Consider the following 22,190-nt stretch of genomic DNA (forward strand, 5'->3'; position numbering starts at 1 on the left):
CCTTTCTGTTAAGGTGTATACATATTCGGTTTTGGCTGTTCCGCCATGCCGTCTCCTAAAAAGAAGCTTGTGTGCGGCGGCTGGTTATACGCGACATTTTGCCAGGCGATGCCAAGCCGGTACACAGGATCGTGCATCAGCGTGTACAGCCTGTGCTCAGTCGGAATGGTCGTCGTGTAAATGCGCAGCGCACTGCTGTCCTCCGTTCGCCACACAACTTCCTCACGCCAGTCACCGAGCAGATCAGCCTGCAGCGCCGGTGTTGCTTTTGTGCCATTGTTGGCGGCCGCCCCTGAAGCAGTCAAAATATTTTTCGATACGCCGTTTTGATAATCCCACTTATCGATTCGGTTACTGTCCAGCTGTTCCCGCAGCAAGTCGCCGTCCCACCAAATGCCGAAGTTGGTCGAGGACGGAACACTGCTTCCGATTTTGACCCCTTTCGCTGTGTAAAGAGAACCGTTCGCCCACACTTCCTGTCCCGGATAACGCGGGTCAATATCAGCAGCCATGCCCCGGCCTACATCCTTGCCGGCATAAACACCCCAAAGGATTTTCCCGGTTGCCGCATCACGGAAGGATAAGCCGTATTTTGCGTTTTTATCCTCATGCACCTGAAACACCTCAAGACCCGGCCGGCTCGGATCAAGATCCCCGGTATGGAGGGCATCCCCGTGGCCTAAGCCAGTCGAATACATGCCTTTGCCGTCATGATCAACAGCCATTGAGCCAAAAATGATCTCATCTTTTCCGTCTCCGTCAACATCCGCAATGCTCAGGCTGTGATTCCCCTGTCCGGCAAACGCTTCATTTCCCGACTTCGAAGAATCGAGCGTCCATAGCTTTGACAGCTTTCCGTCTCTGAAGTTATAGGCGACAAGCATGGTTTTGGCATAATACCCTCTAGTCATAATCAGACTCGGCCGCTGTCCGTCGAGGTAGGCAATCCCGGCTAGAAACCGGTCCACCCGGTTGCCGTAGCTGTCTCCCCAATCTGACACATTGCCGCGGGCCGGTTCAAAATTTGTTGTGACAAGCTCTTTCCCGGTTGCACCTTGAAACACAGTGAGATATTCAGAGCCTGAAAGCACACGCCCCTGTTCATTTCTGTAATCAGCATTGGCATTTCCAATTACTTTGCCCGTGCCGTCTTTTGTCCCGTCCGCCGTTTTCATCGCCACTTCCGCTTTTCCGTCACCATCAAGGTCATACACCATAAACTGGGTGTAGTGCGCTCCCGCTCTGATGTTTTTGCCGAGATTAATCCGCCATAGCTTCGTTCCATCCAGTTTATACGCGTCAATCAGCACGTCACCCGTATAGCCATCCTGTGAGTTGTCCTTTGAATTAGACGGGTCCCATTTCAGGATCAGCTCATATTGCCCGTCGCCATCCACATCGCCAACACTGGCGTCATTGGCGCTGTACGTGTAAGCTTCACCCTTTGGCGACGTGCCGCCAGCCGGTTTAACCAGCCGGACGGAATGATACGGCTGCGCCCATACGGAGGCTTTTTCAGAAGCCGCCTGTTCGGTTCCGTTTACGATAGCCCGAATCGTATACGTGGAGGCCGCCGATCCGTTTTGATCCACATAGTTCGTGCTTTTGACAGGTGCGGCATTCAGCTTTTGCCCGTCTCTGTACACATTGAACAAAACAGATGCATTTTCAGTGCCAAGAAACCGCCAGCTGACAAAAATGCCGCCGTCCGTCTTGACTGCCACAAGCCCCCGGTTCAGCCCTTCCATCTGCCGCGCTGCCCCTTCAGCTTTCACAGGACATACAGAGGCCCCCATCACCAACAAGACCAGCAACATCACAGCGGTAAACATGCGTTTCCTTCGTGTATTCATCAGACAGCTCCTTCTCATTCATTTGTAAGCGCTTACTCAAATTGGATTTTATGCGCTGTATGAGCTGCCTTCAATTTCACTTTTTTGCATCCGCCTTATTCAGACACTGCACTCTTTTGCGAAATGGTCACTTTTTTGTTACCCGGCTTGGCGGTGCTGGGCCTCCGTCTTTTGAAACCCCCTGAAAGCAAAAAACATCGACACAAGCCCAAATAAACAAGGGCCGTAAAAGGGGATCAGGCCCGGGAGCGTATACAGCAAATAAAGGACAAATCCGCACCCGATCAGCATACAGCCGGTCGTCAGCGGCCGCATGGCGCCATACAGCAGCGCTTGCGGAATATATTTACGAAGCGGGAGCTGGTAGTGCACGTAAAGGGGAAACACATACATTAAGGCAATGATATACAAAAACCCAGCAAGCAGCGTGCAGCTTGTTACGGCAAAGGACAGCCAATCCGTACTGGCAGAAAAATAATGATAATTCGCGGACAATATGAGCAAAAGAGCCGCAAACGCCAATCCGATCGCATTGACCTTGAGAAATTCTTTTTTGTAGATATCGAAAAATAACGGAAACACCGGGACATCCTTTTGCCCCATCAGCCATTTTCGTATGACCGCACACATCGCGGCTGTGCTCGGCGCCCAGCCGAAAAGAATCCCGCCCAAAAGCGTAAACAACAGCCATAACCCGTTGAGCCACGCGATTTTCACCACCGCTTCGCATCCTGCGTAAAGCGCATCCGTTACCGTTGTTTTCATCTTCTCACCGCTTGGTGCACGGCAAAATCTCGATAAGCCGCCTTCATGGGCGCCATCTGCCGGAGCCCGATTTTTCCTTTTGTTAACACAGGCCCATGTGCGCTGCCGTCGTCCGTCCACTCAAGAATGGGCAGATCATTGATTGAAAAGTGCACATAGCCTTTGTCTTTGATGAGCTTCATCTGATACGGAGAATCAGCGTCGTCTGGAGAAGGCAGCGGGTCAGCTCCCATCGCGGCGAGGTGGAAACCGCGGCTTTTTCTTAAATTGCAGGTGCGGAACGCTCTTTCTTCCGCGTATTTTCTGCGGAAATACGACAGGTGGAGCGCGTTGATGTCTCCTGAATGATATTCAGGGTACTTTCCCGTTCTTTTCTTGAGACTTGGATCAAACAAATCCTCGCCTCCAATCCCCGCAGCGGAAAAAAACAGCATACAAAGTCCAGGCTGCTCAATCGGCGAGAAATCCCACGTCACAATGATGCCGTCCGGAAAGGTTTCCGGGCACCAATAGACAAAGTGTGCTTCGTCCTGAACATGCGACAGGTGCAAGCGGCGATCGTCAAATGAAATCTGTCCGCCCCCCTCCATCCGCCAATCCTTCACATCGCTTGCTGACCGAAGCGGATTGCGGTACAGGCACGCGCCTTCCTTATACATATTCTTTTCCCTCCCGGCTCACGAGATGGTCCTTCAGCGGAAGGCCGAGTTCCTCAATGCCTTCTGCCACAAGCTTCGCAACCTCCATCGCCCCTTCTTCCGAAAAATGCGTATTGTCCGCAATGCCTTCCGGATAATTCGGATGTTCATTCGGCTGAAGCCAAACGAACAATCGCTTCGACTCCTCCGGTCCGTATGCTTCATACAGCACCTTTGTTTTCGCCAGCAGATCGATCACGGGCACAGCAAGCTCCTTTGCCAGTGCTTTCATCGCATCAGGATATTCGTCAAGCGTATGCTCGATCCGCCCGTTTTCATCAAAGCGGCGGCGCTGCACTGATGTGACGAACACAGGATGCGCTCCCTTTTCGCGTGCCGTATCTGCAAACAGGGTGAGAAACTGCTGAAACGTAGAGTACGGCTGCGTCCCCCGCGGTTTCTGGTCATTGTGGCCGAATTGAATAAACAAATAATCGCCTGGCATGATACGGTCAGCAATCGCCTGAAGCCTTCCTTCCTCCACAAAAGAATTGGTGCTCGCTCCTCCTTTGGCGTGATTGCGCACCTTCACATCTTTAGAAAACAATTGCCCGAATACCTGCCCCCACCCCGCCATAGGCGCTTCATGAGGCGGGCAGTCACTCACGGTGGAATCCCCCGCTAAAAACACTTGAATCGCTTTTTCCATCACATGCCCTCTCCTTTCACGGCGTTTCCTGATACATTTGCCTGAAGACACCCGGCGGCACGCCGACCTGTTTTTTAAAAATCCGGTTAAAGTAATTGTGTCGGTAGCCGACTTCTTCTGACACGTCAAGAATTTTCTTATTCGTATTCACCAGCAGCTCTTTCGCCTTTTCAATTCTGATTTGGGTCACATAATCAATAAAATTAATGCCGGTTACTTGCTTAAATGCCTTGCTTAACGTGTATGAATTCATGCCAAGCGCATCGGCACAGCTTTCCAGCGAAAGATCCGCCATATACTGTTCATGAATCATGGCCATCACACGTTCCGCCAGCTGCTTTTCCTGTCTGTTTTTTCTGCCCTCAAGCTTGGAAAGATATGGTGTAACGACAGCATCCATCAGCCAGGCCGCCGCTTCACCGGATTCGCGCAATTCTGAAATCTCCAGAAGCAGATCCCGATGCTGAAACAGTTCGCTCGGATTGAGCCCGGAATGCAGAATATCCTCCTGAATGCGGGAAAACACTTGAATCAGGGCGGAGTGCACATGTCTGTCTATGCCCGCCTTTTCCGCCAGTTCCTCCATGCAGACACGTATCAGGTCCTCGGCTTCCTGTTTTCTTTCCAGACGGATGGCCCGAACAATTTGTTTTTCCAGCTCAAAAGGGTAATAAGGGGCGGACTGCTCATCCTGAGGGAAGCCGGCCTGTAAATCAATCACCTGATGCCGGTTGGCAAACCGCCTGTGGGATTTGCCGCTTTTCACATCCTGATATAAAGAACGGATTTCCGCGACGAGCTCCGTCTTCCTGCTCATCGTCCCGGTCAGGTGTAATCCGGTGAGATCGTCAAATTGGTGTGCAAGCTCCGTTACGTACGCCCTCAGATCAGCTCTGTTTGTTTTCATCACAAGCACGGTGACGGAAAGCCGGCCGACATCAAGAATGGAGGGCTGAAAACAGCGTTTTGCCGCAAGCTCCTCGGCCAGATTGGTCAGGGTAAATACAGCGAGCTGTTCATCACCGGCGCGGAAGATGCTTGTTTCGCAGCGGAGCCCTGTCACCTGAAGATCAAGCACCTGAAACACGTTTTCTCCGATGTTCCATCCAGCCTCCTCCATCCGTGATCTGAGACTTGCCTCGTTGTCATAGTAAAAATCGCCCTGCAAGAGGTGCTGCAAAAAACTCTTTTTCATATGGGGCGTCTGCCGCAGGAGCTGCTCCTGAAGCTTCCGGCTTTCAAGGGATAGGTCATACCATCGCTTTTCAATCCACTTGAATTCATCCTGCCCGGACACCTGCCATGTTTTCTTCTCTCCCCCGGTGAACAAGCCAAGCAAATGCTGAATGGGGCGATAGATTTTTTTTGATGCATACCACGTCATGCACACCGCTAAGCCGATGCAAATGCCAAGCATGACGATGATCACTTTTGATAAAAACACCATCGGCGCTGTAATGGCTGAAAGAGGCGCCGCTGACACAAAGGTCCACTGCTCATGCATGCGGTTCATTTCTCCAAAGGAGACGGAATACAACGTGCCGCCCCATTCCATCTGAAAATGCCCTTTCTCGTCCGGCTGTTTTTTTATCTCTTCAATTAAAGTCTTTTCTAAATCCTTTTTTCCTTCCTGAAAAAGCACTTCCCGATTTTGGTCCAGAAGCAGCGCACTGCCCTCAGGATAAGGGGACAAGCTTTGCAGGATCGACTCCATTTCTAACGGATCAACCGCCAGCATGATCGCACCGAACGGTTTCTCCGCCGAACCCGGAATGAGCTGGATCAGCATCGCTTGATTTCCGGATCGGTTCCAATAAATACTGTTGCCCGAGGCAAGCAGCGAGCGATACTTGCGAAGCGTCTCCTGTTCTGTCAAAGCGCTGTATTCAGGGCTCAGCACCAGAGGCCGGGGGCTGTTCAGAAAGATGGAAGCCTGCTCGATCAGCGGCTGCTGGTCCCGTAAAAGAAACAGCTTTTTCGTTAATTGATAGGAGAACGTATAATCTTTCTCCAAATCCTTCTCTTCCAATCCATTCATCAGCGAAGAATCGTACGCCATCTGGGTGAGAGTCAGCTCCAGCACTCCCAGCTTTTCATCCATCCGGCTGACTTCACGCGCCACCTGTGTTTCATGCGACCTCTGCAGTTCCTTCTCCACCTTGTCGATCGAAAGAAAATAGATAGCGCCGCCAGTCAGCAATCCGGGAATACAGGCAATCAGCAAAATGAAGACAAAGTTTCTTTTGAAATACGTTCCCTTCCAGCGTGAAACCCGTTCCTTCTGTTGAGGCTGTTTTTTCATCCCTTTCCCCCCGCCGCCGCTTTACTGATACACGCGTTTTTTCGTTCTTAGCACATCAGCAAGAAAAGTCAGCGCAAGTCCCTGTCCCCATCCTTGTATTCGTTTGTAAGGCACCTGTTTGTATCCTTCGGCATTTTTCATGACGGCTGTTCCGGCCGATACCTTGCTGACCCGTCCGTCCTCTTCCACCGCATCCAAAATGGCGGCAAGCGATTTCTGCGCGTATTTTGTATACAGCTTTCCGTTCGGCAAAAGAGCAGATGCAATACCCGCCGAAGCCGAAACCTCGAGATACGAATCCGGATCATCCAAAATGGTGTGCCAGAGCCCTGATTCATCCTGCAGCCGGACGAGCGCGCTCAGCTGGTCTCTGAGCGAGCCGTCAATGATCATAAAAGAAGGGTGCGTCACCTCAATGAGCGGAAGCGCCTTCGCCATCGTGAGTGCCGCCCAGCCGTTCGCCCTGCCCCAATAAATCCCCGACAGATGATTTTGCGCTTTGTTGTCCCAGGCGTGATAGTACAAATTTGTGACAGGATCTTGAAGCACATCTTCATGTCCGTGGAACTGGCGCAGACCGTCTTCAAAATAATCCTCACGCTCCATCACCCGCCCGATTCTCAGCATAAACAGCCCTGCCATCATCAGCGTGTCCGCCCATGCCTGCTCAGGAAACACGTATTCCGTCGAATTAACCGTATGCTGAAGGATCCCCTCGCCAAAGCGCGGCGCCTTATGCTGCACATATTCCGCCATCTCACCCGCCGTTTCCAGATACACGTGATCACCCGTCACCTTGTGGAGAAACAAAAGCGTATGGCCGATGGAAACTCCGTTGATCGAAAGCGGCGGCAGCCCATCCTCAAGCTGTTCATCAACCCACGTTTTTAACAGATTGATATACTCCTCGTTTTCCGTCGCTTCATATGCCTCCGCCACGCCGTAAAACGCCACGCCGCCCGGCCAATCCCATGCAAAATCCATTTGGAATGTCCTTTTTACAATCCGGTCAATGACGGATGTGACCTTTTCTTCATCAAAGATAAGCTGTGCCATCTGCAACACTCCTTTTTATTTTAATCCGGTCGTACTAATGCCCTGAACGATATACTTCTGAAACAAAAAGAATACAAGAATCACAGGCAATAACGAGACAGCCGACATGGCAAACATCGCACCCCAGTTCGAAGCTGATTCCGTATCGAGGAAAAGCTTCAACGCAAGTGAAACAGGGTAAAGCTCAGGTTTATTCAAGTACAAAAGCGGCTGAATCAGCTCCTCCCACTTCCAATAGAAGGAGAAAATCGCAGACGTCGCAAGCGCTGGGGCAATCAGCGGCAGAATAATCCGCCAAAAGCAGGCAAAGCGCCCGCATCCGTCGATTCTCGCCGCTTCATCCAACTCCTCGGGAATCGTCCGGATAAACTGGATCATCAGAAAAATAAAAAACGCATGCCCGAAAAATGGCGGAACGACAATCGGTTTAAAAGAATTCAGCCAGCCTAATTTCGCAAACAAAATATACTGCGGAATCATCAGCACTTCATGCGGCAGCATTAACGTCCCCATCATGCAGACGAACCAAAACGCTTTTCCCTTAAACGGGATGCGCGCAAATCCGTATGCAATGACAGCCGATGACAGGACGGCGCCGATTGTGGACAGCCCGACAATGATCGCCGAGTTTTTAATAAAGGTCAGAAACGGCTGCCCCGCAATGCCCTTCCATCCTTCCGCATAGTTGCTGAGAATAAAAGGGTCGGGAATGAGAGAATGAGAGGTTGTAAAAATACTGGAGCTTTCCTTAAACGAGCTGACAAACAGCCAAATGACCGGGTACAGCAATAACACCGCCAGCGATGCCGTAAAAACATGGAACATTATGCGCTTGAGCCTGACGCGTCCGGCTTTTTTTCTCTCAAAAACCGGGGCTTCTCTGACAGGCTCGTTGACCGGCTCCATCCGTCATTCCTCCTTTGACTCGTAATGAACCCAATAGGCCGATGTCTTAAACAAAATCAGCGTAATCAGCCCGACAATGATCAGCATGACCCACGCCATCGCCGATGCGTAGCCCATTTGAAAATAGTTAAACGCCCGCTGGAACAAATAAAGCGAATATAAAAGCGTCCCGTCAAGCGGCCCGCCCTCTCCCTTTGAAATGATATAGGCAGGTGTAAACGTCATAAAAGCAGAAATCGTCTGCATCACTAGATTAAAGAAGATAATCGGCGTGAGAATCGGAAGCGTAATTTGAAAGAAACGCTGCACCCGATTTGCCCCGTCCACACTGGCCGCTTCCAAATACGAAGACGGAATGTTTTTCAGGCCGGCCAGAAAAATCAGCATCGATGACCCGAACTGCCAGATGGACAGCAAAATCAATGTCCACAGCGCACTTGTCGGGTCCTGATACCAAAGAATTTTTTGATCAATCCCCACAAAAAACAGCAGCGCATTGATGACCCCGTCATTGCCAAAAATATTGCGCCACATAATCGCCACGGCCACGCTCCCGCCGATGATCGAAGGCAGATAAAAGAGCGTTCTGTAAATGGCCGTTCCTTTTGATGCATTGTTTAAAATGACAGCGATAAAAAGCGCGAAGCCGAGGCGGAGCGGAACCCCGGCAAGCACATACGTAAACGTCACCTTCAGCGACTGCCAATACTTTTCGTCACCCGTAAACATTTCCTTGTAGTTATCGAGCCCGATCCATTTCGGCGCCGTAAACAAGTCATAGCTTGTGAAGGACAGAAACAGGGACGCTCCCATCGGAATCACCGTAAAACAAAGGAACCCGATAATAAACGGAGAAATAAAAGCGTATCCCGCCAGATTGTCTTTTCTCATACTCCGGCTTTTTTTCATTGCGTCAGCCCCATTTCCCGTCAATTATTCCTCTCTAAAATGTCATTGGCCTGCTTCCGGAACGTTTTGGCGGCTTTTTCCGGCGATACCTTCTGAAACAGAATTTGATCAGACGTATCCTTCAGCAGCTTGATGACCTCCGCGCTTCCCACGGGCTCCGGCGGATCGGCTTTGCTGATGTGTTTTGAAGCGGTTTCTACATATTCAACGATATTGGCTTCTTCCTCATTCAGCTTTGGTTTAATCGCATCCGCCACTTTGTCGGATACCGGCACACCCCGCTCGCCTTTAATCAGCTGATTCGCTTCATCATTATTCACGAAGAAATCAATAAACTTCGCGGCCTCTTTTTTATGCTCAGAGCTTTTCGGAATCGAAAACAGCATACTCGGCTTCAGCGTCAGCGCCTTTTCCTTCATTTGCTCCGGCGGCAAATAAAGAGACAGCGGCGAGTCTGTCAGCTGGGCAAAACCCAAATATTGATTGGAGTAGTTCCACGTAATCGCCGACTTGCCTTTGACGATAAAGTCGTCCTCCATCCCTTTAATCTGTGCGCTTTCATCGGGCGTTGGAGATGTTTTCGCTTTCACCAGCCTCAGCTGCCGTTCAAAATAATCGACAAACAGCTGATCATCCTGATACGCGAGGCCTGTGCCGTCTTCTTTATAAAAACGCTCACCCTTCGTGCGCAAATAATAAGGGAAGAAAATATCAGGCGGATGCATGCCGTTGGAGCCGTAGACGCCGGCTTGTTCTTGAAGATCATACGCCAGCTTCTCGTAATCCTCCCACGTCCAGTTTTCCTGATTGACGGACGCACCGGCTTTCTTCAGCAAATCATCATTGGCAATCACAGACAGCACGTTGACGCCCAGCGTAAACCCATAGAGCTTATTGTCAATTTTTCCGCCCGACAGCATATTCTCGTCGATTGAACTGACATCAATCGTTCCATCCTTTGTATACGGCGTTAAATCTTCCAGCTGGTTCTTCTTGCCGTATTGTGCCAAATAAGCGGTATCCATTTGAATGACATCGGGAAGCTGGCCGGCGGCAGACATCGGCGCAAGCTTTTTCCAGTAGTCATCCCAGTTCGCAAATTCTGCGTCAATATGGACGTGCGGATTCTTTTTTTCGTAAAGTTCAATTACCTTCGTTGTATAATCATGCCTTGGCTGCCCGCCCCACCATGCGATTCTGAGCGTAATGTCTTCTTTTTTCCCCGATGCCTCTTCACCCGCGGAACATCCGCTGAAAAAAAAGACGCAGACAAGCGACAGCAGCACGTAGCAAATCTTCTTCAAACCAATCCCCCCTTTAATGTAAGTGCTTACATTTTATTTTAAAGCGTTCAGATAGGGCGAAACACTCAAAAAACAGTGGGGAAAGTAAAAAAAACAGAGATGGCTATCCTGCGGAAGCGCCTCCCTGTTTTTTTCTGAATTCTGACGGTGTCAGACCGGTATATTTTTTAAAGACGAGACTGAAATACTTCGGATTATCGCCAAACCCGATTTCTTCCGCGATTTCTGAGACACTCGCGTCCCGCCTGATTTTCATCTGCTTCATCGCATGTTCAAGACGCACTCGCGTCACGTATTGGGAAAATTTCTCGCCTGTTTCCTGTTTAAATAATTTTCCCAGATAATCAGGATTCATAAACAGCATATCCTTCGCCGCCCATTTTAAGGACAGATTCGGATTTCCGAGCTCATCGGCAACAAGCCTGATCATTTTTGAAATCACTGCGCTCCCGTGCAGGTCACCAGACGTTTCGATGGTGTCCCGAAACAGCTGCCCCGCGTGCCGGAGTTCTCCCGCCTGGCTGATTGCCATCCGATCGTCCCCGAAAACGTCCGCCGCCTTTTCAGCGGCGTTTTCCTCCACGGCGAGCACCGTCCATTCTCCGCTGCTGCAAACCGCTGTCAGCGCCGAACCGAATGTCTCTCTGGCCCCGACATCAACAGGTTGTTCCCCTTTTAAAATCAGGAGGCGGACCTTTTTTCCGGCAAGTGAAGGCAGCGGTGACAGCTGGGCTACACCGGCGATCAAGCCCTCCAAGTATTGATCGGCGGCAAAGGAACGGATATGATCGAGCTCATGCTTCAGATGAGCGGTTCTCTTTTTCCGCACATCGAACTGCTTCAGCTCGGCCATGATCTCCTCCAGCGAGCTGATAATCTGCTGTTCATTGCAGGGCTTCAGCAAATAATGCTTTACCCCGTATTTCATGGCTTCCTTCGCGTACTCAAACTCTCCAAACCCGGATAAGACGATAAATTGAACCGACGGACTGGCGGCTGACACCTTCTTAATCAGCTCAAGCCCGTCCATACCGGGCATTTTCACGTCTGTAATGACAATATCCGGCTGCTTGCTTAAGATCTTGTCATACGCTTCATTCCCGTTCTGCGCTTTGCCGATCAATGAAGCGCCAAGCGCCTCCCACTCAATGATTCCCGCCATTCCGTCAAGAATAATCCTCTCATCATCAGCCAGCAGTATCTTATACATCACGCCACCTCATTTCGGCACGGTATTGTGATCACAATCCTCGTTCCCTTGTCTTGCTCACTATGAATGCGCAAGCCGTACGGCTCTCCGAATGTCAGCTTGATGCGTTCACGAATATTCCAAAGCCCGATTCCTCTTCCGCCCGATGTTTCGAGCATCTGTTCATCCATGCCGGGACCGTTATCTTCGACCGTAATACAGGCACAGTTCTTCATTTTTTTCGCCTGAAGGCGGATGGCGCACGGCCTGGTGAAGGGCTCAAGCGCGTATTGAATCGCATTTTCGACCAACGGCTGAAGCGTCAGTTTCGGAATAAGGCAATGCTTTACTTCTTCGTCGATATCCAAAGTAAAATTCAGGCGCTCTTCAAATCGAAACCGCTGAATGGTCATATAGTGAAGAACGATGTCCGCCTCCTCCTGAATGGTCACTGTATCTTTTTTCATATGAATGCTGTTTCGCAGCAGAAAGCCGAGCGATTCCACCATTTTTGAAATTTGCTTTTGCTGATTCGCCTTTGCCAGCCAATTGATGGACTCGAGCGTATTATATAAAAAGTGCGGGTTGATCTGGGCTTGCAGTGCCTTCAATTCGGTTTCTTTAATGATGAGCTGCTTTTCCACATTTTCTTCCATAAGCTCGTTAATCCGTTTCATCATGACAGTAAAATGGCGGTTCAGCATGCCGGCCTCATCCTGTGTATGTTCCGGCAGAGAAAGCGATACCCCAGCCTCAATGCCGCCGTCCTGCACCGATTTCATCGCGGACACAAGCTGCTCAATCGGCTCCGTGATGCTGTTGGCGATTTTTCTTCCGAAAAGCAAAACCGCACAGAAAAACAGGAGAAAACACGTGCCGATCACCGTTTTCATAAAGGAAATTTTTTCGAACATCTGATCAAAGGGGATGACGTTATAGTAGCTCCAATTTTGATAGGATGATTGAAGGAAAGAAATAAAGTAACGTTTGCCATTCTTTTTTATCAGGTCATAACCAGGGTGCTTCAGCGTCTCCTTTGCCGCCTCGGACGCCAACACCGAAGCATGTGCCGAGTACACCAAATTCCCGCCTTGGTCGGCGATCATGATGTCTCCGACCGCATCGCCCCAATCCTTTGGCAAATCACGAATCATCTGTTTCACCTTGACTTGAATCAGCACCATGCCCAAACCGTTCAAACTCAGCTGATGATAGGATCTGATCTGCCGCGCTGAAATGAGGACAGGATCTGAACCGCCGAGCGTCATCCAAAGATTTCTTCCATTTTTCGCTTTGGCTCGTGTAAACACCTCTTTCTGCTGCTGCTTCAAAAGATCTGAGGAACTGCTTCCGGCTGAATACTCTGAGCCGCGGGCGTCAATCAAATGAATGGAATCGATGTACTTTTCATCGCCGGCATATTCCGCCAGCTGATCCCACAGCTCCTGCTTCATTTGATACTGATCGTACGTATCATCACGATTTTGCATGCTCAGGATGCGCTGAATCTGTTCGTTCGTAATGATTTCATATGACACATCCTCTATCTTTTTCAGCTCGTCTTCGATCCTTTCAGAAGACATCCGCAGCACCTCCGACGACTTGCGGTAAATCTGCTCATCATACACATGAAAGGCGTACTGCACCCCGCTGTATACAAACAGAAAGGACACGGCCATAATCAAAGATAGAAACACAAACAGCTTATCCTTAATCTTCATCCGTCTGTACCAGCCCGCGACTCTTTTTTTCATGCCGCCTTTTCTTTTTCCTGACGCTGATCCATTGACCGAAACGCTTTAAAGGATAGCTTCGTTAAGATCAGGCTAAGTAAACTCCCGCTGAAAAACAGCAGAAACACAACATGAAAAAGCACGAGAAACAACACACCGACAGCGCCCGCCGCCATCATGAGCGTCACCGCCGGACGGCTGAAGGCAATCAAAAAACTGATGCTCAGCACTTCCCTGATTTTCACATCAAAATGAGAAAACACCGGAAACACGTACAGCACAACAAACGCGAAAATCAAGCTGATGCTCAGGAACACATTGACGAGCACAGGCTGATTCATCTGAGCCGCAATCCGCATATCCGCAAACAGAAACAGGCCGGCCGTCACAAGCATGAGCCCGAGAAGCTGCGATGCCCTCCACTCCTTTTGAAACGCCCGAAAAAAGACAGAAAACACCGGTGCATCCGTGTTCCCCTTCGCCCATTCTCTCGCCACTGAAAACATCGCGGCGGTAGCGGGCAACAGCCCAAACACAACCAGACCCGCAAGAGAAAACAAGAGCCAAAGCACATTCAAATAAGCTAGTCTCATCACCCACGTACAAAAACGATTCAGCCCATTCGTCACACTGTGTATCATTAACATCACCTTCCCGATTCAGAAAACGCTTTCATTTTAAAGTAATATGTATTTCTCTTTTCGAAAGAAAATTCCTGCCGCCCCGTGAAAAATTCGACATCTTTTGAGACAGCAGACGCCCTTATCTTTTCCTGTATCGCTGAATGGCCTTTTCGATCAAATATCCAGCAATAGCTCCGCAAATGACCTGAAATCCAAGCATGCCGAGCGCAGCCCCCTCCCAGCCGCGTACATACACGAGGCTGTACCAGATGGCAAGCACACCAAGGACAATCAGCCCGGCCAATATCCATTCCGGCCACCTTTTGTCAGGAAGCTTCCCCCGTACAAAAACGGATACGCTAGCGAACAGACAAGCCGTTACGATCCCTATCACAAAAACAAGTGACCCCATCCCATGTCCCCCCTTTTTAGAAAAAGACAAAAAAGCCTCCTATAAAGGACGCTTATTCTGCCGCAAGCTCTTTCTCAAATAAATGATAACCGGATGCATCAGCACCCATGAACTCATATCCCATACGCCGATAAAACGAGTGTAAGGCGTCATTATCAGCGACACAGTCAAGCCGAATCCGTGTTTTCCCCGGATAGTCAATAGCCGTCTCCGCCCAATGAAGAACGCGCGCCCCAAGTCCTTGTCCCGCAAACCGGCGGCTGACCGCCAGACGATGCAAATAAATGGACGCCCCATGCCCATCGTCTCCCCAAAGCGTCTGATCCCACTCGCTCGGTTCCGGCAGCAGCATCACGACAGCCGCAAGCTCTTCACCTTTTTTAAACACAAACACATGTCCATTTTCAATTGAACCCATGATATCGTGTGTATCTTGCCCTTCCAGCAGTCCGCTCCATTGGTTAGAGCCCCGATCCCGGAGCCATTCAGCTGTTCGGACGAGCAGCCCGGTAATCGATTCTGCATCCTCATACACGGCCGGACACGCGCAAATTCCATCAGCTAGTGTTTCATTCGTAATCTTAAAAGATGACATAAAGGCCTCCCAATCCAAAAGTAAGCTTGCACACACCTTGATTATAATGCAGACCTTCCAGCAAAAACAGACATTTTCTCTGTATGTAAAAGGGGTGCATGAAAGAGAGGCCCGGCTGCCCGTTAGAAAAACTTCTTTTTATCCCGCTCTTCTTTTAAAATTTCAACCGCTTCTCTGAAGCGCATGGAATGCACAATTTCACGCTCACGCAAAAAACGCAGGGAATCATTCAAATCAGGATCATCGGAGATATCTATCAGCCATTGATACGTCGCCCGCGCTTTTTCTTCTGCCGCAATGTCTTCATATAAATCGGCAATCGGATCGCCCTTCGCCTGAATATAAGTCGCTGTAAACGGCACACCCGCCGCATTATGATAAAACAGCGCGCTGTCATGATTCACGTAATGTTCGCCAAGCCCCGCTTCACGCAGCTGCTCCGGCGTGGCGTCTTTAGTTAACTTATACACCATGGTCGCGATCATTTCCAAATGGGCAAACTCCTCCGTGCCGATATCCGTTAAAAGGCCGATGACTTTATCAGGAATCGTATACCGCTGGTTCAAATAACGGAGAGCCGCGGCCAGCTCGCCGTCCGCTCCGCCATACTGTTCAATCAAATATTTCGCCAGCGTCGGATTGCACGTACTGACCTTAACAGGGTATTGCAGCTTCTTTTCATACACCCACATTCAGGCATTCCTCCTTATACTTGCCACGGCCAAGGCCCTTGATTCCAATCCCAATCCTCGCCCGCGGGGCTGTTGCCGTACTGCAAAAGCGGTCCGTAAGAGGATTCGAACTTTCTTTTTAAGTGCCTTGAATAGCCGGAATATTGATTGAATTGCTTCAGCGCGTCTTCATCGTGAGGATGTGTATCTAAATAAAGGCTCAGCTCAACAAGCACAAAATCCGCGGCTTGAATTTGCTCAAGCTGACGGTAATACTCGGCATCAACCTTTTTTGCCATGTGCGTCTCCCCCTCGATAAGGGTTTTCATAAAAATCATAGAGATCCTTCCAAAGGGTGCCTTTCCTTAAAGCCTCCATCGGCGAAAACTGCTCCATATGCTCAGGCTGAAAGGTCATATAGAGATTAGGCGGCGTTCTGTAATATTTCTTCCCTATGGGCGGACAGGGATCAAAACGGCTGTGAAAGGGCGTGTATGATTTAACAGGCGTAAACGGCTGCATATCCTTCATTCCCGCTCCTCCTTTCTTAAATACAATGACCTTAATAGGTATGAGGCAGGAGGTATGATTATGACCGAAAACGCAACTGAGCTTTTTCATTTCAATTAAAAGATAAAAAACACCCTTGGTCTGCAAGAGTGTCCCTTTTTACATCATCTTTATTTATAGCAGTCTTTTCCCCAGTGGCCCATATGGTGGTGATTATCTTTTCCTTCATGATGATGGGGATTATCCTCTTGATGATGTGGATTCCCATCATTCTCATGGTACATGCCGTAGCTCGGAGAACTTACAGATCCCGGATAGCCTCCGTCTTGCATGCCGTAGCCCGGGTAGCCTCCGCTTTGCATGCCGTAGCCCGGGTAGCCTCCACTTTGCATGCCGTAGCCCGGGTAGCCTCCACTTTGCATACCGTAGCCCGGGTAGCCTCCACTTTGCATGCCGTAGCCGGGGTAGCCTCCGCTTTGCATGCCGTAGCCCGGGTAGCCTCCGTCTTGCATGCCGTAGCCCGGGTAGCCTCCACTTTGCATGCCGTAGCCCGGGTAGCCTCCGTCTTGCATGCCGTAGCCGGGGTAGCCTCCGTCTTGCATGCCGTAGCCGGGGTAGCCTCCGTCTTGCATGCCGTAGCCGGGGTAGCCTCCGTCTTGCATGCCGTAGCCGGGGTAGCCTCCGTCTTGCATGCCGTAGCCTGGAGAAACGCCAAAACCAGGTCCGCCATAGATATGTCTTGTATCCATATCAGTCATATTCACTCTCTCCTTCACATAGGTTACAGTCCAGAGTATGAGAATATCTTACAGATCGTATAGGCGGCCGCCCATTACAGCTCATACAAATTCAGGGGACAAGAAAAAAGCAGGCCACCACAGCCTGCTCATTTCTCATTCACCTAAATCAACGTTGTGGTACACCTGCTGAACATCTTCCAAATCCTCTAATACATCAATCAATTTTTCAAATTGTTCCTTCGCATCATCCGGAAGCGTCACTTCACTTTGCGCAAGCATCGTCAGCTCGGCAACAGTAAATTCCTCAACGCCCGCGTTTTTAAACGCCTCCTGCACCGCATGGAATTGATCCGGCTCTGCATATACGATGACGCTCTCATCTTCTTCTAAAATGTCACGGACATCGACATCGGCTTCCATCAGAATTTCAAGCGCTTCGTCAGCTGTTTTGCCATCCACACCGATAACTGCTGTCGCGTCAAACATGTAAGCGACAGATCCGCTTACACCCATATTTCCGCCGTTTTTCCCGAACGCCGCACGCACTTCCGGCGCCGTACGGTTTACATTATTCGTCAGTGCATCAACGATGATCATTGATCCGTTCGGTCCGAAGCCCTCATAACGAAGCTCATCGAAATTCTCTTCCGCTCCGCCCTTCGCTTTCTCAATCGCACGCTCAATGATATTTTTCGGCACGCTGTACGTCTTCGCGCGCTCAAGCACAACCTTCAGCGCCTGATTGGATTCCGGATCAGGCTCGCCCTGCTTGGCCGCCACATAAATCTCACGGCCAAACTTGGCATAAATCCGGCTCGTATTCGCGTCTTTAGACGCCTTCTTCTCTTTAATATTGTTCCACTTACGGCCCATGATGCTCCACTCTCTTTCATATATATCTATCTACATATTGTTATTCACTTTATCCATTATACCTCAAATGGTTTGTTTGTTTCGAGTGTCTTGCGTTAGAAATAGAAGGAATGCAGCGGTGTAAAAGGATGAACTTCTTCCGTAAAGCAAGAAAAAAGCCCTAGCTAAGGGCTTTCTTCTCCTGATCAGCAATACTATTGTGAGGGGAATGATCGATATACGTCGTGTTTCGATCCGTTGATTCCTTAAAATCGCCGGACTTTGTCAGGAAAGGAACCGAAATGCTTCCGCAAATCAGGGTAACAGCAAGGCACATCATCACTTTTTTCTTAATAAGCATATAAACACTCTCCTTTTTGAATATCTTCTTGGGCTTTCAGCACTTTTCGATAAAACGCGGCAGCGTGTTCAAAATGACAGCGGCTCTCAAAAACAGCGGCAGCACTTCGGGCACATGCTTCAATGTAAGCGTGCAGGTTCTTTTTTTCAAAAAAGTTTAAAAGATCATAAATTTTGCTTTCGTCAACAGCCTCTTTGTACACGGCCTGCAAGAACGTATATAATTCTTTATAGAATTTATAAGACGTCCGTTGCGGATATGTTGTAATATGTGCTAATCCTTCTTCTATTGACTGAAACGCCTCTTGTTTCCGGCCAGCTTTACATCGTGTCCAGCTTAAACCTAACAAGACTTTCGGAAGCAGATCAGGTACCGTTTTCCTGCTTACTTTCGCCGCTTTTTGATAGTGTTCTACCGCCATATGATAGTCTCCTGATCTGTCATAGCTGTTCGCGATGTTCAACAAAGAAATGGCGATAAACCGGTCGTTTTGGATGTCCATTGCTAATCCCAACGCCGCTTCTAAATGCGGGAGCGCTCTGTCATAATGCTTGAAGTCATCATAGTTTCCGGCGATCACAAACAAGCTTTGTATGGTTCTAACACTGTATAGAGGATGTTTTTGATAAATGTCTAAAGCTTGAAGGATATGATGCATCGACACATGCGTTTGCTTCATATGGTAATACGCTTCCGCCACTTTAAAATGGAATTCCGCTTTCTCGATTTCATCTGACACAAACGGCAGCTCGTTCTCCGCCTCGCGATAAAACCCGATCGCTTCCACATATTCTTTCTGATCAAATTCATACATGCCGCGGAAAAACAAAGAGTAGTATTTCAAAAGGCCTGTGAGTTTTTTCTGAGGAGTTTCAATCGTTTTCCGAAGCTCTGTCACTGTAGGGCGATTCCCGTATGTTTGTCCCGGCTCTAAATAATCCAGCATCAGCTGGTGCCGAAAACACATGAGAGAATAATAGATCAGCAAATCCTGATCCTCTTCCATCTGCTGAATGTCCTGCTCCACCTCCGCTTTGAGAATCTCAGCATCCGGAACACTAAATTGACGAATCATCTTGTACCATTCATTAATCTTAACACCAACACGCGAAGACGGTATGGCTTGACTCAACGGCTTCCCTCCCTCTATGTAAGATATGTCATATTTTATCAACCCAAAAATTTGAAAACAAGATAAAAGGAAGAAATTGTTTTTTCATCCTGTCAATTCGTTTTTCCGTAAACAACAAATGCCTGACAGAGAAATCATATCGGAAACTGTCAGGCATTACGTGTTATCCATTCATTTGATTCATATGGGCCGCAATCTCTTGAGACACCAATAAAGGATTGTCCAGCATGGAATAATGGCTGCATTCCGGAAGCACTTTAAACGTGGAATTCAGGACCGTTTCCTGCAGCTTGAATCCCCAGTATGGAGGAAGGTACCGATCATATTGTCCATATAAAAACGTGGCCGGTACGCGCACTCCCTGAAGCCCGGGAACCACATCTTCTGTTTGATGATGTTCAAGCGCGAGGGAAGCTTCCTGTAACTCCCTTGGTCCGTTTTCATGGTCAAACGGCGCGATAAATGCTTGAAGAATCTCAGGGGTAACCATCTGCTGATGAAAGACCCCTTCCCTGATCATCCGCTCAATGAAATATGGAGACGGCTCAAACTCAGGCGCTGTCGGATACCGCAGCGATACAACTTTAGGCAGCGGCCAGTTGCTGAAGGTCACGTCATCAATGACAACAAAACTCTCTACCCGATCCGGATACTGGACAGCTAATATTTGAGCGACTCCTCCGCCCAGATCATGCCCGACAACGTTTACTTTCTGAATGCCAAGCATATCAGGAGCAATAACAATGTACTCCTTTGCCAGCTGCGGAATCACATTCATCCACAAAAAAGAGTTTGTCGGAATTCCATGTAACAGAAAATCGTTTTGCTGCCGACACCTGCAGTCCGGTAAAATAATCTGTGCTCCCCAACCTGAATTTCTTTCTGAAGCATGTCCAAGCAAAAGCACCTCCTCAAATAAAATTCATTATTTGGGGTTCCCTTTTTATGTATCTTTCACTCAAAAAAGCCTTTCCATTTGATCATTGGAAAAGCTTTCACCTATGGTTCACTCATTCCCGACATGCTGATAGTGCTGCAGCGTCAGCCGCTGCATTTGTTCACTGGCCATCGGAACAAATTCACCATTTCCTCTTCTGATCAGACGGGTATACAGCATTTGCAGCGCGGCATTTTGGAAAGACATTTGAAGATGAATATTCCTCACGTTAGGATGTTTCATCATTAATGCCGAATTAAAATTATCGCTTCCCATGAGTTTTGCGGTCGACCTAGCCTCCAGAGCGATATCTTTTTCAGCAGCCGAAAGAGCTCCTGAATGCTGGTGAAAATGAACGTGCGGCATTTCAGGCAAATACACCTCACTCGTTTGATCCGGATTGATCAGTGCCAGCATCGCCGTGACATGAGTTCTTAAAAGATTCGCATGCAGGTGGAGCAAATCCCTCAAATCGCGATGCCGAACAGTAGATCCGTATGCTTTCAGCTTAGAAATCACACCTTCATGGGTGCTCAAATGCTCTGCCATTATCCCCAGATCCGCGGCAGGAAGTTTCATATGAACATCCCTCCTTTATTGTCTATATAGGCTATGAACGATTGAAAAAATGGTGCATTGTTTTCCCAAAGAATGATGAAAATAAAAAACATATGAATCGAATCTATATAGAAGGAGCTTTCGCCAATGCCTATTCCTCAACTGATCATTAGACTGATCATCGCCTTTATCACCTTGTTGGTGTTAACGAGACTGATGGGCAGAAAAGAAATCGCCCAGCTGACCTTTTTTAACTTTGTTTCAGCCATTTCCATTGGAACCATCGGAGCCTCGCTTGCCATTGACTCCACCCTCAACATCAGAAATGGATTCATCGCCCTGTTTGTCTGGAGTGCTTTTACAATCATCGTCGGATTTCTGGATATTAAGTTCCCCGCTTTTCGGTTTGCTGTTGAAGGGCAGCCGGTCATCTTAATAAGAAAAGGTAAAATAATGGATAAGCAGTTAAGAAGCGTCCGTCTTGATCTCGATGCTTTACAAACCTTACTGCGCAAAAAAAATATATTTTCCTTAGCCGATGTCGATTATGCCATTTTTGAAACGGACGGCAGTTTATCCGTCCTGAAAAAGCAAGCAAAACAAAACGTGACGAAAAAGGATATGAACGTTCAAGGAGAAAATGCGAAGGTTTCCCATCCCGCTTCAGTCATAGCCGATGGGAAAGTGAGAGAAGACAACTTGAAAAAATTGAATCTGAACAAACAATGGCTGATGGACCAGCTAAAAGAATCTGGCATCCAACATCCTAAAGAAGTATTTTACGCAGAAGTTCAAACAGACGGCACTCTGTATATTGATAAAAAAGAAAATTCTCCATCTGAATAAAAAAGGGCTTGAAACAGTCTCATCTCCACTATTTCAAGCCCTTGTTTGTCTCAATGTTTAAACCGCCTGTTTACAAGCCTCGGCACAGGAAAAACAAGCCTCGGCGCAATCCTGGCAATGCTCTTTGTCATGCTTTTTGCATTCATTTCCGCAAGCCTCACAAATCGCCGCACAAGCCTGTGTCAGCTCAGAAACAAACGGCGTGCCTCTTACAATCGCTTGCGCAACATACGCACAAATATCAGCACATTCCCGGTCCAGCCGAATGCAATCCGCCATCATATTTTCATTTTCTTCTTTTAAACAGGCATCATAGCAATGGTTGCATGCCACCATGCAGTCGTGCAGCGTCTCAACTAATGATTGATATTGTTCATATGCCATTCGTAAACCTCCTCAAGAATGATTTCATTTATACCATATCCACTTCCCCCGTTTGTAAAACATGACTCCCTTATCAACAAAAAAGGCCTATAGATACGTTGCGGCATAGGCCCCCTTGTTGATCCGTTCTCAAACTGGAAGGCGTGTTTTTATTTGTCTTATTCTAAGGAGTCAGACCTGTTTTAACAACAGGGGTACTGGGTAT

The 22,190-nt window shown here is 48.6% G+C and carries 25 protein-coding genes; 1 reads left to right on the plus strand and 24 read right to left on the minus strand.

The features are described from left to right. Nucleotides 1-8: 8 nt before the first annotated feature. The 23 genes from rhgW to JMN17_RS13490 form a co-directional block, all read right to left on the minus strand. Nucleotides 9-1,853, minus strand: coding sequence for a rhamnogalacturonan lyase (gene rhgW, locus JMN17_RS13380; RefSeq protein WP_445291680.1), 1,845 nt, complete (start codon nt 1,851-1,853; stop codon nt 9-11). A 138-nt stretch (nt 1,854-1,991) separates the two neighbouring features. Continuing rightward, nucleotides 1,992-2,618 carry a YesL family protein gene (locus JMN17_RS13385; RefSeq protein WP_087992490.1) on the minus strand — a complete coding sequence of 209 codons (627 nt, stop codon included), beginning with the start codon at nt 2,616-2,618 and terminating at the stop codon, nt 1,992-1,994. After that, complete coding sequence (locus JMN17_RS13390) at nt 2,615-3,277, minus strand: YesU family protein (protein WP_087992489.1); 663 nt, start codon at nt 3,275-3,277, stop codon at nt 2,615-2,617. The genes JMN17_RS13385 and JMN17_RS13390 overlap by 4 nt, the downstream gene beginning before the upstream one ends. Beyond that, nucleotides 3,270-3,968, minus strand: a complete 699-nt coding sequence (locus JMN17_RS13395; RefSeq protein WP_087992488.1) for a rhamnogalacturonan acetylesterase — start codon at nt 3,966-3,968, stop codon at nt 3,270-3,272. The genes JMN17_RS13390 and JMN17_RS13395 overlap by 8 nt, the downstream gene beginning before the upstream one ends. A 13-nt stretch (nt 3,969-3,981) precedes the next feature. Then, on the minus strand, nt 3,982-6,267 hold the full coding sequence (locus JMN17_RS13400) for a helix-turn-helix domain-containing protein (protein ID WP_202328317.1): 2,286 nt from the start codon (nt 6,265-6,267) through the stop codon (nt 3,982-3,984). 21 nt (nt 6,268-6,288) lie between these two features. Beyond that, complete coding sequence (gene yesR, locus JMN17_RS13405) at nt 6,289-7,323, minus strand: rhamnogalacturonyl hydrolase YesR (protein ID WP_202328318.1); 1,035 nt, start codon at nt 7,321-7,323, stop codon at nt 6,289-6,291. A gap of 15 nt (nt 7,324-7,338) precedes the next feature. After that, entirely contained in the window at nt 7,339-8,229 is an 891-nt protein-coding gene (locus JMN17_RS13410) for a carbohydrate ABC transporter permease (protein ID WP_202328319.1), read from the minus strand. A 3-nt stretch (nt 8,230-8,232) separates the two neighbouring features. Continuing rightward, complete coding sequence (locus JMN17_RS13415; protein WP_087992484.1) at nt 8,233-9,162, minus strand: carbohydrate ABC transporter permease; 930 nt, start codon at nt 9,160-9,162, stop codon at nt 8,233-8,235. Further along, complete coding sequence (locus JMN17_RS13420) at nt 9,159-10,442, minus strand: ABC transporter substrate-binding protein (protein WP_087992483.1); 1,284 nt, start codon at nt 10,440-10,442, stop codon at nt 9,159-9,161. The genes JMN17_RS13415 and JMN17_RS13420 overlap by 4 nt, the downstream gene beginning before the upstream one ends. 103 nt (nt 10,443-10,545) lie before the next feature. After that, entirely contained in the window at nt 10,546-11,652 is a 1,107-nt protein-coding gene (locus tag JMN17_RS13425; protein ID WP_087992482.1) for a response regulator transcription factor, read from the minus strand. Beyond that, the gene (locus JMN17_RS13430; RefSeq protein WP_087992481.1) at nt 11,652-13,385 is read right to left on the minus strand and encodes a cache domain-containing sensor histidine kinase; all 1,734 of its coding nucleotides are present in this window, start codon (nt 13,383-13,385) and stop codon (nt 11,652-11,654) included. The genes JMN17_RS13425 and JMN17_RS13430 overlap by 1 nt, the downstream gene beginning before the upstream one ends. Beyond that, entirely contained in the window at nt 13,382-14,011 is a 630-nt protein-coding gene (locus tag JMN17_RS13435; protein WP_087992480.1) for a YesL family protein, read from the minus strand. The genes JMN17_RS13430 and JMN17_RS13435 overlap by 4 nt, the downstream gene beginning before the upstream one ends. 115 nt (nt 14,012-14,126) lie before the next feature. After that, complete coding sequence (locus JMN17_RS13440; protein WP_087992479.1) at nt 14,127-14,429, minus strand: YesK-like family protein; 303 nt, start codon at nt 14,427-14,429, stop codon at nt 14,127-14,129. Between the two features lie 22 nt (nt 14,430-14,451). Beyond that, nucleotides 14,452-14,994, minus strand: a complete 543-nt coding sequence (locus JMN17_RS13445; protein WP_202328320.1) for a GNAT family N-acetyltransferase — start codon at nt 14,992-14,994, stop codon at nt 14,452-14,454. Nucleotides 14,995-15,116: 122 nt separating this feature from the next. Next, nucleotides 15,117-15,686, minus strand: a complete 570-nt coding sequence (gene cotJC / locus JMN17_RS13450; protein WP_087992477.1) for a spore coat protein CotJC — start codon at nt 15,684-15,686, stop codon at nt 15,117-15,119. Nucleotides 15,687-15,700: 14 nt separating this feature from the next. Beyond that, on the minus strand, nt 15,701-15,964 hold the full coding sequence (gene cotJB, locus JMN17_RS13455) for a spore coat protein CotJB (RefSeq protein ID WP_010329138.1): 264 nt from the start codon (nt 15,962-15,964) through the stop codon (nt 15,701-15,703). After that, complete coding sequence (gene cotJA / locus JMN17_RS13460) at nt 15,948-16,196, minus strand: spore coat-associated protein CotJA (protein WP_003219489.1); 249 nt, start codon at nt 16,194-16,196, stop codon at nt 15,948-15,950. Before cotJA ends, cotJB begins: the two co-directional genes overlap by 17 nt. 149 nt (nt 16,197-16,345) lie before the next feature. Further along, nucleotides 16,346-16,747 carry a spore coat protein gene (locus JMN17_RS21935; RefSeq protein WP_313886382.1) on the minus strand — a complete coding sequence of 134 codons (402 nt, stop codon included), beginning with the start codon at nt 16,745-16,747 and terminating at the stop codon, nt 16,346-16,348. A gap of 321 nt (nt 16,748-17,068) precedes the next feature. Then, a complete protein-coding gene (locus JMN17_RS13470; protein ID WP_087992476.1) occupies nt 17,069-17,788 on the minus strand; it encodes a YebC/PmpR family DNA-binding transcriptional regulator in 720 nt (239 codons plus the stop codon). Nucleotides 17,789-17,948: 160 nt separating this feature from the next. Then, nucleotides 17,949-18,128, minus strand: coding sequence for a phosphatase RapH inhibitor (locus JMN17_RS13475; RefSeq protein ID WP_202328321.1), 180 nt, complete (start codon nt 18,126-18,128; stop codon nt 17,949-17,951). Further along, the gene (locus JMN17_RS13480) at nt 18,118-19,260 is read right to left on the minus strand and encodes a Rap family tetratricopeptide repeat protein (protein WP_087992474.1); all 1,143 of its coding nucleotides are present in this window, start codon (nt 19,258-19,260) and stop codon (nt 18,118-18,120) included. The genes JMN17_RS13475 and JMN17_RS13480 overlap by 11 nt, the downstream gene beginning before the upstream one ends. A gap of 163 nt (nt 19,261-19,423) precedes the next feature. Next, complete coding sequence (locus JMN17_RS13485) at nt 19,424-20,161, minus strand: alpha/beta fold hydrolase (protein WP_242519903.1); 738 nt, start codon at nt 20,159-20,161, stop codon at nt 19,424-19,426. Nucleotides 20,162-20,266: 105 nt separating this feature from the next. Further along, nucleotides 20,267-20,776 carry a spore coat protein gene (locus JMN17_RS13490; protein WP_087992473.1) on the minus strand — a complete coding sequence of 170 codons (510 nt, stop codon included), beginning with the start codon at nt 20,774-20,776 and terminating at the stop codon, nt 20,267-20,269. 126 nt (nt 20,777-20,902) lie between these two features. Between JMN17_RS13490 and JMN17_RS13495 the strand changes: the two genes are divergently transcribed. After that, complete coding sequence (locus JMN17_RS13495; RefSeq protein ID WP_202328322.1) at nt 20,903-21,601, plus strand: YetF domain-containing protein; 699 nt, start codon at nt 20,903-20,905, stop codon at nt 21,599-21,601. A gap of 57 nt (nt 21,602-21,658) precedes the next feature. Here JMN17_RS13495 and JMN17_RS13500 read toward each other — a convergent pair whose 3' ends face one another. After that, nucleotides 21,659-21,985: a four-helix bundle copper-binding protein gene (locus tag JMN17_RS13500; protein ID WP_087992471.1), complete on the minus strand. Its 327-nt coding sequence runs from the start codon at nt 21,983-21,985 to the stop codon at nt 21,659-21,661. Nucleotides 21,986-22,190: the final 205 nt, after the last annotated feature.

Origin of the sequence: Bacillus sp. RHFS10, assembly GCF_016757475.1 — a bacterium.
GTDB lineage: Bacteria > Bacillota > Bacilli > Bacillales > Bacillaceae > Bacillus > Bacillus subtilis_G.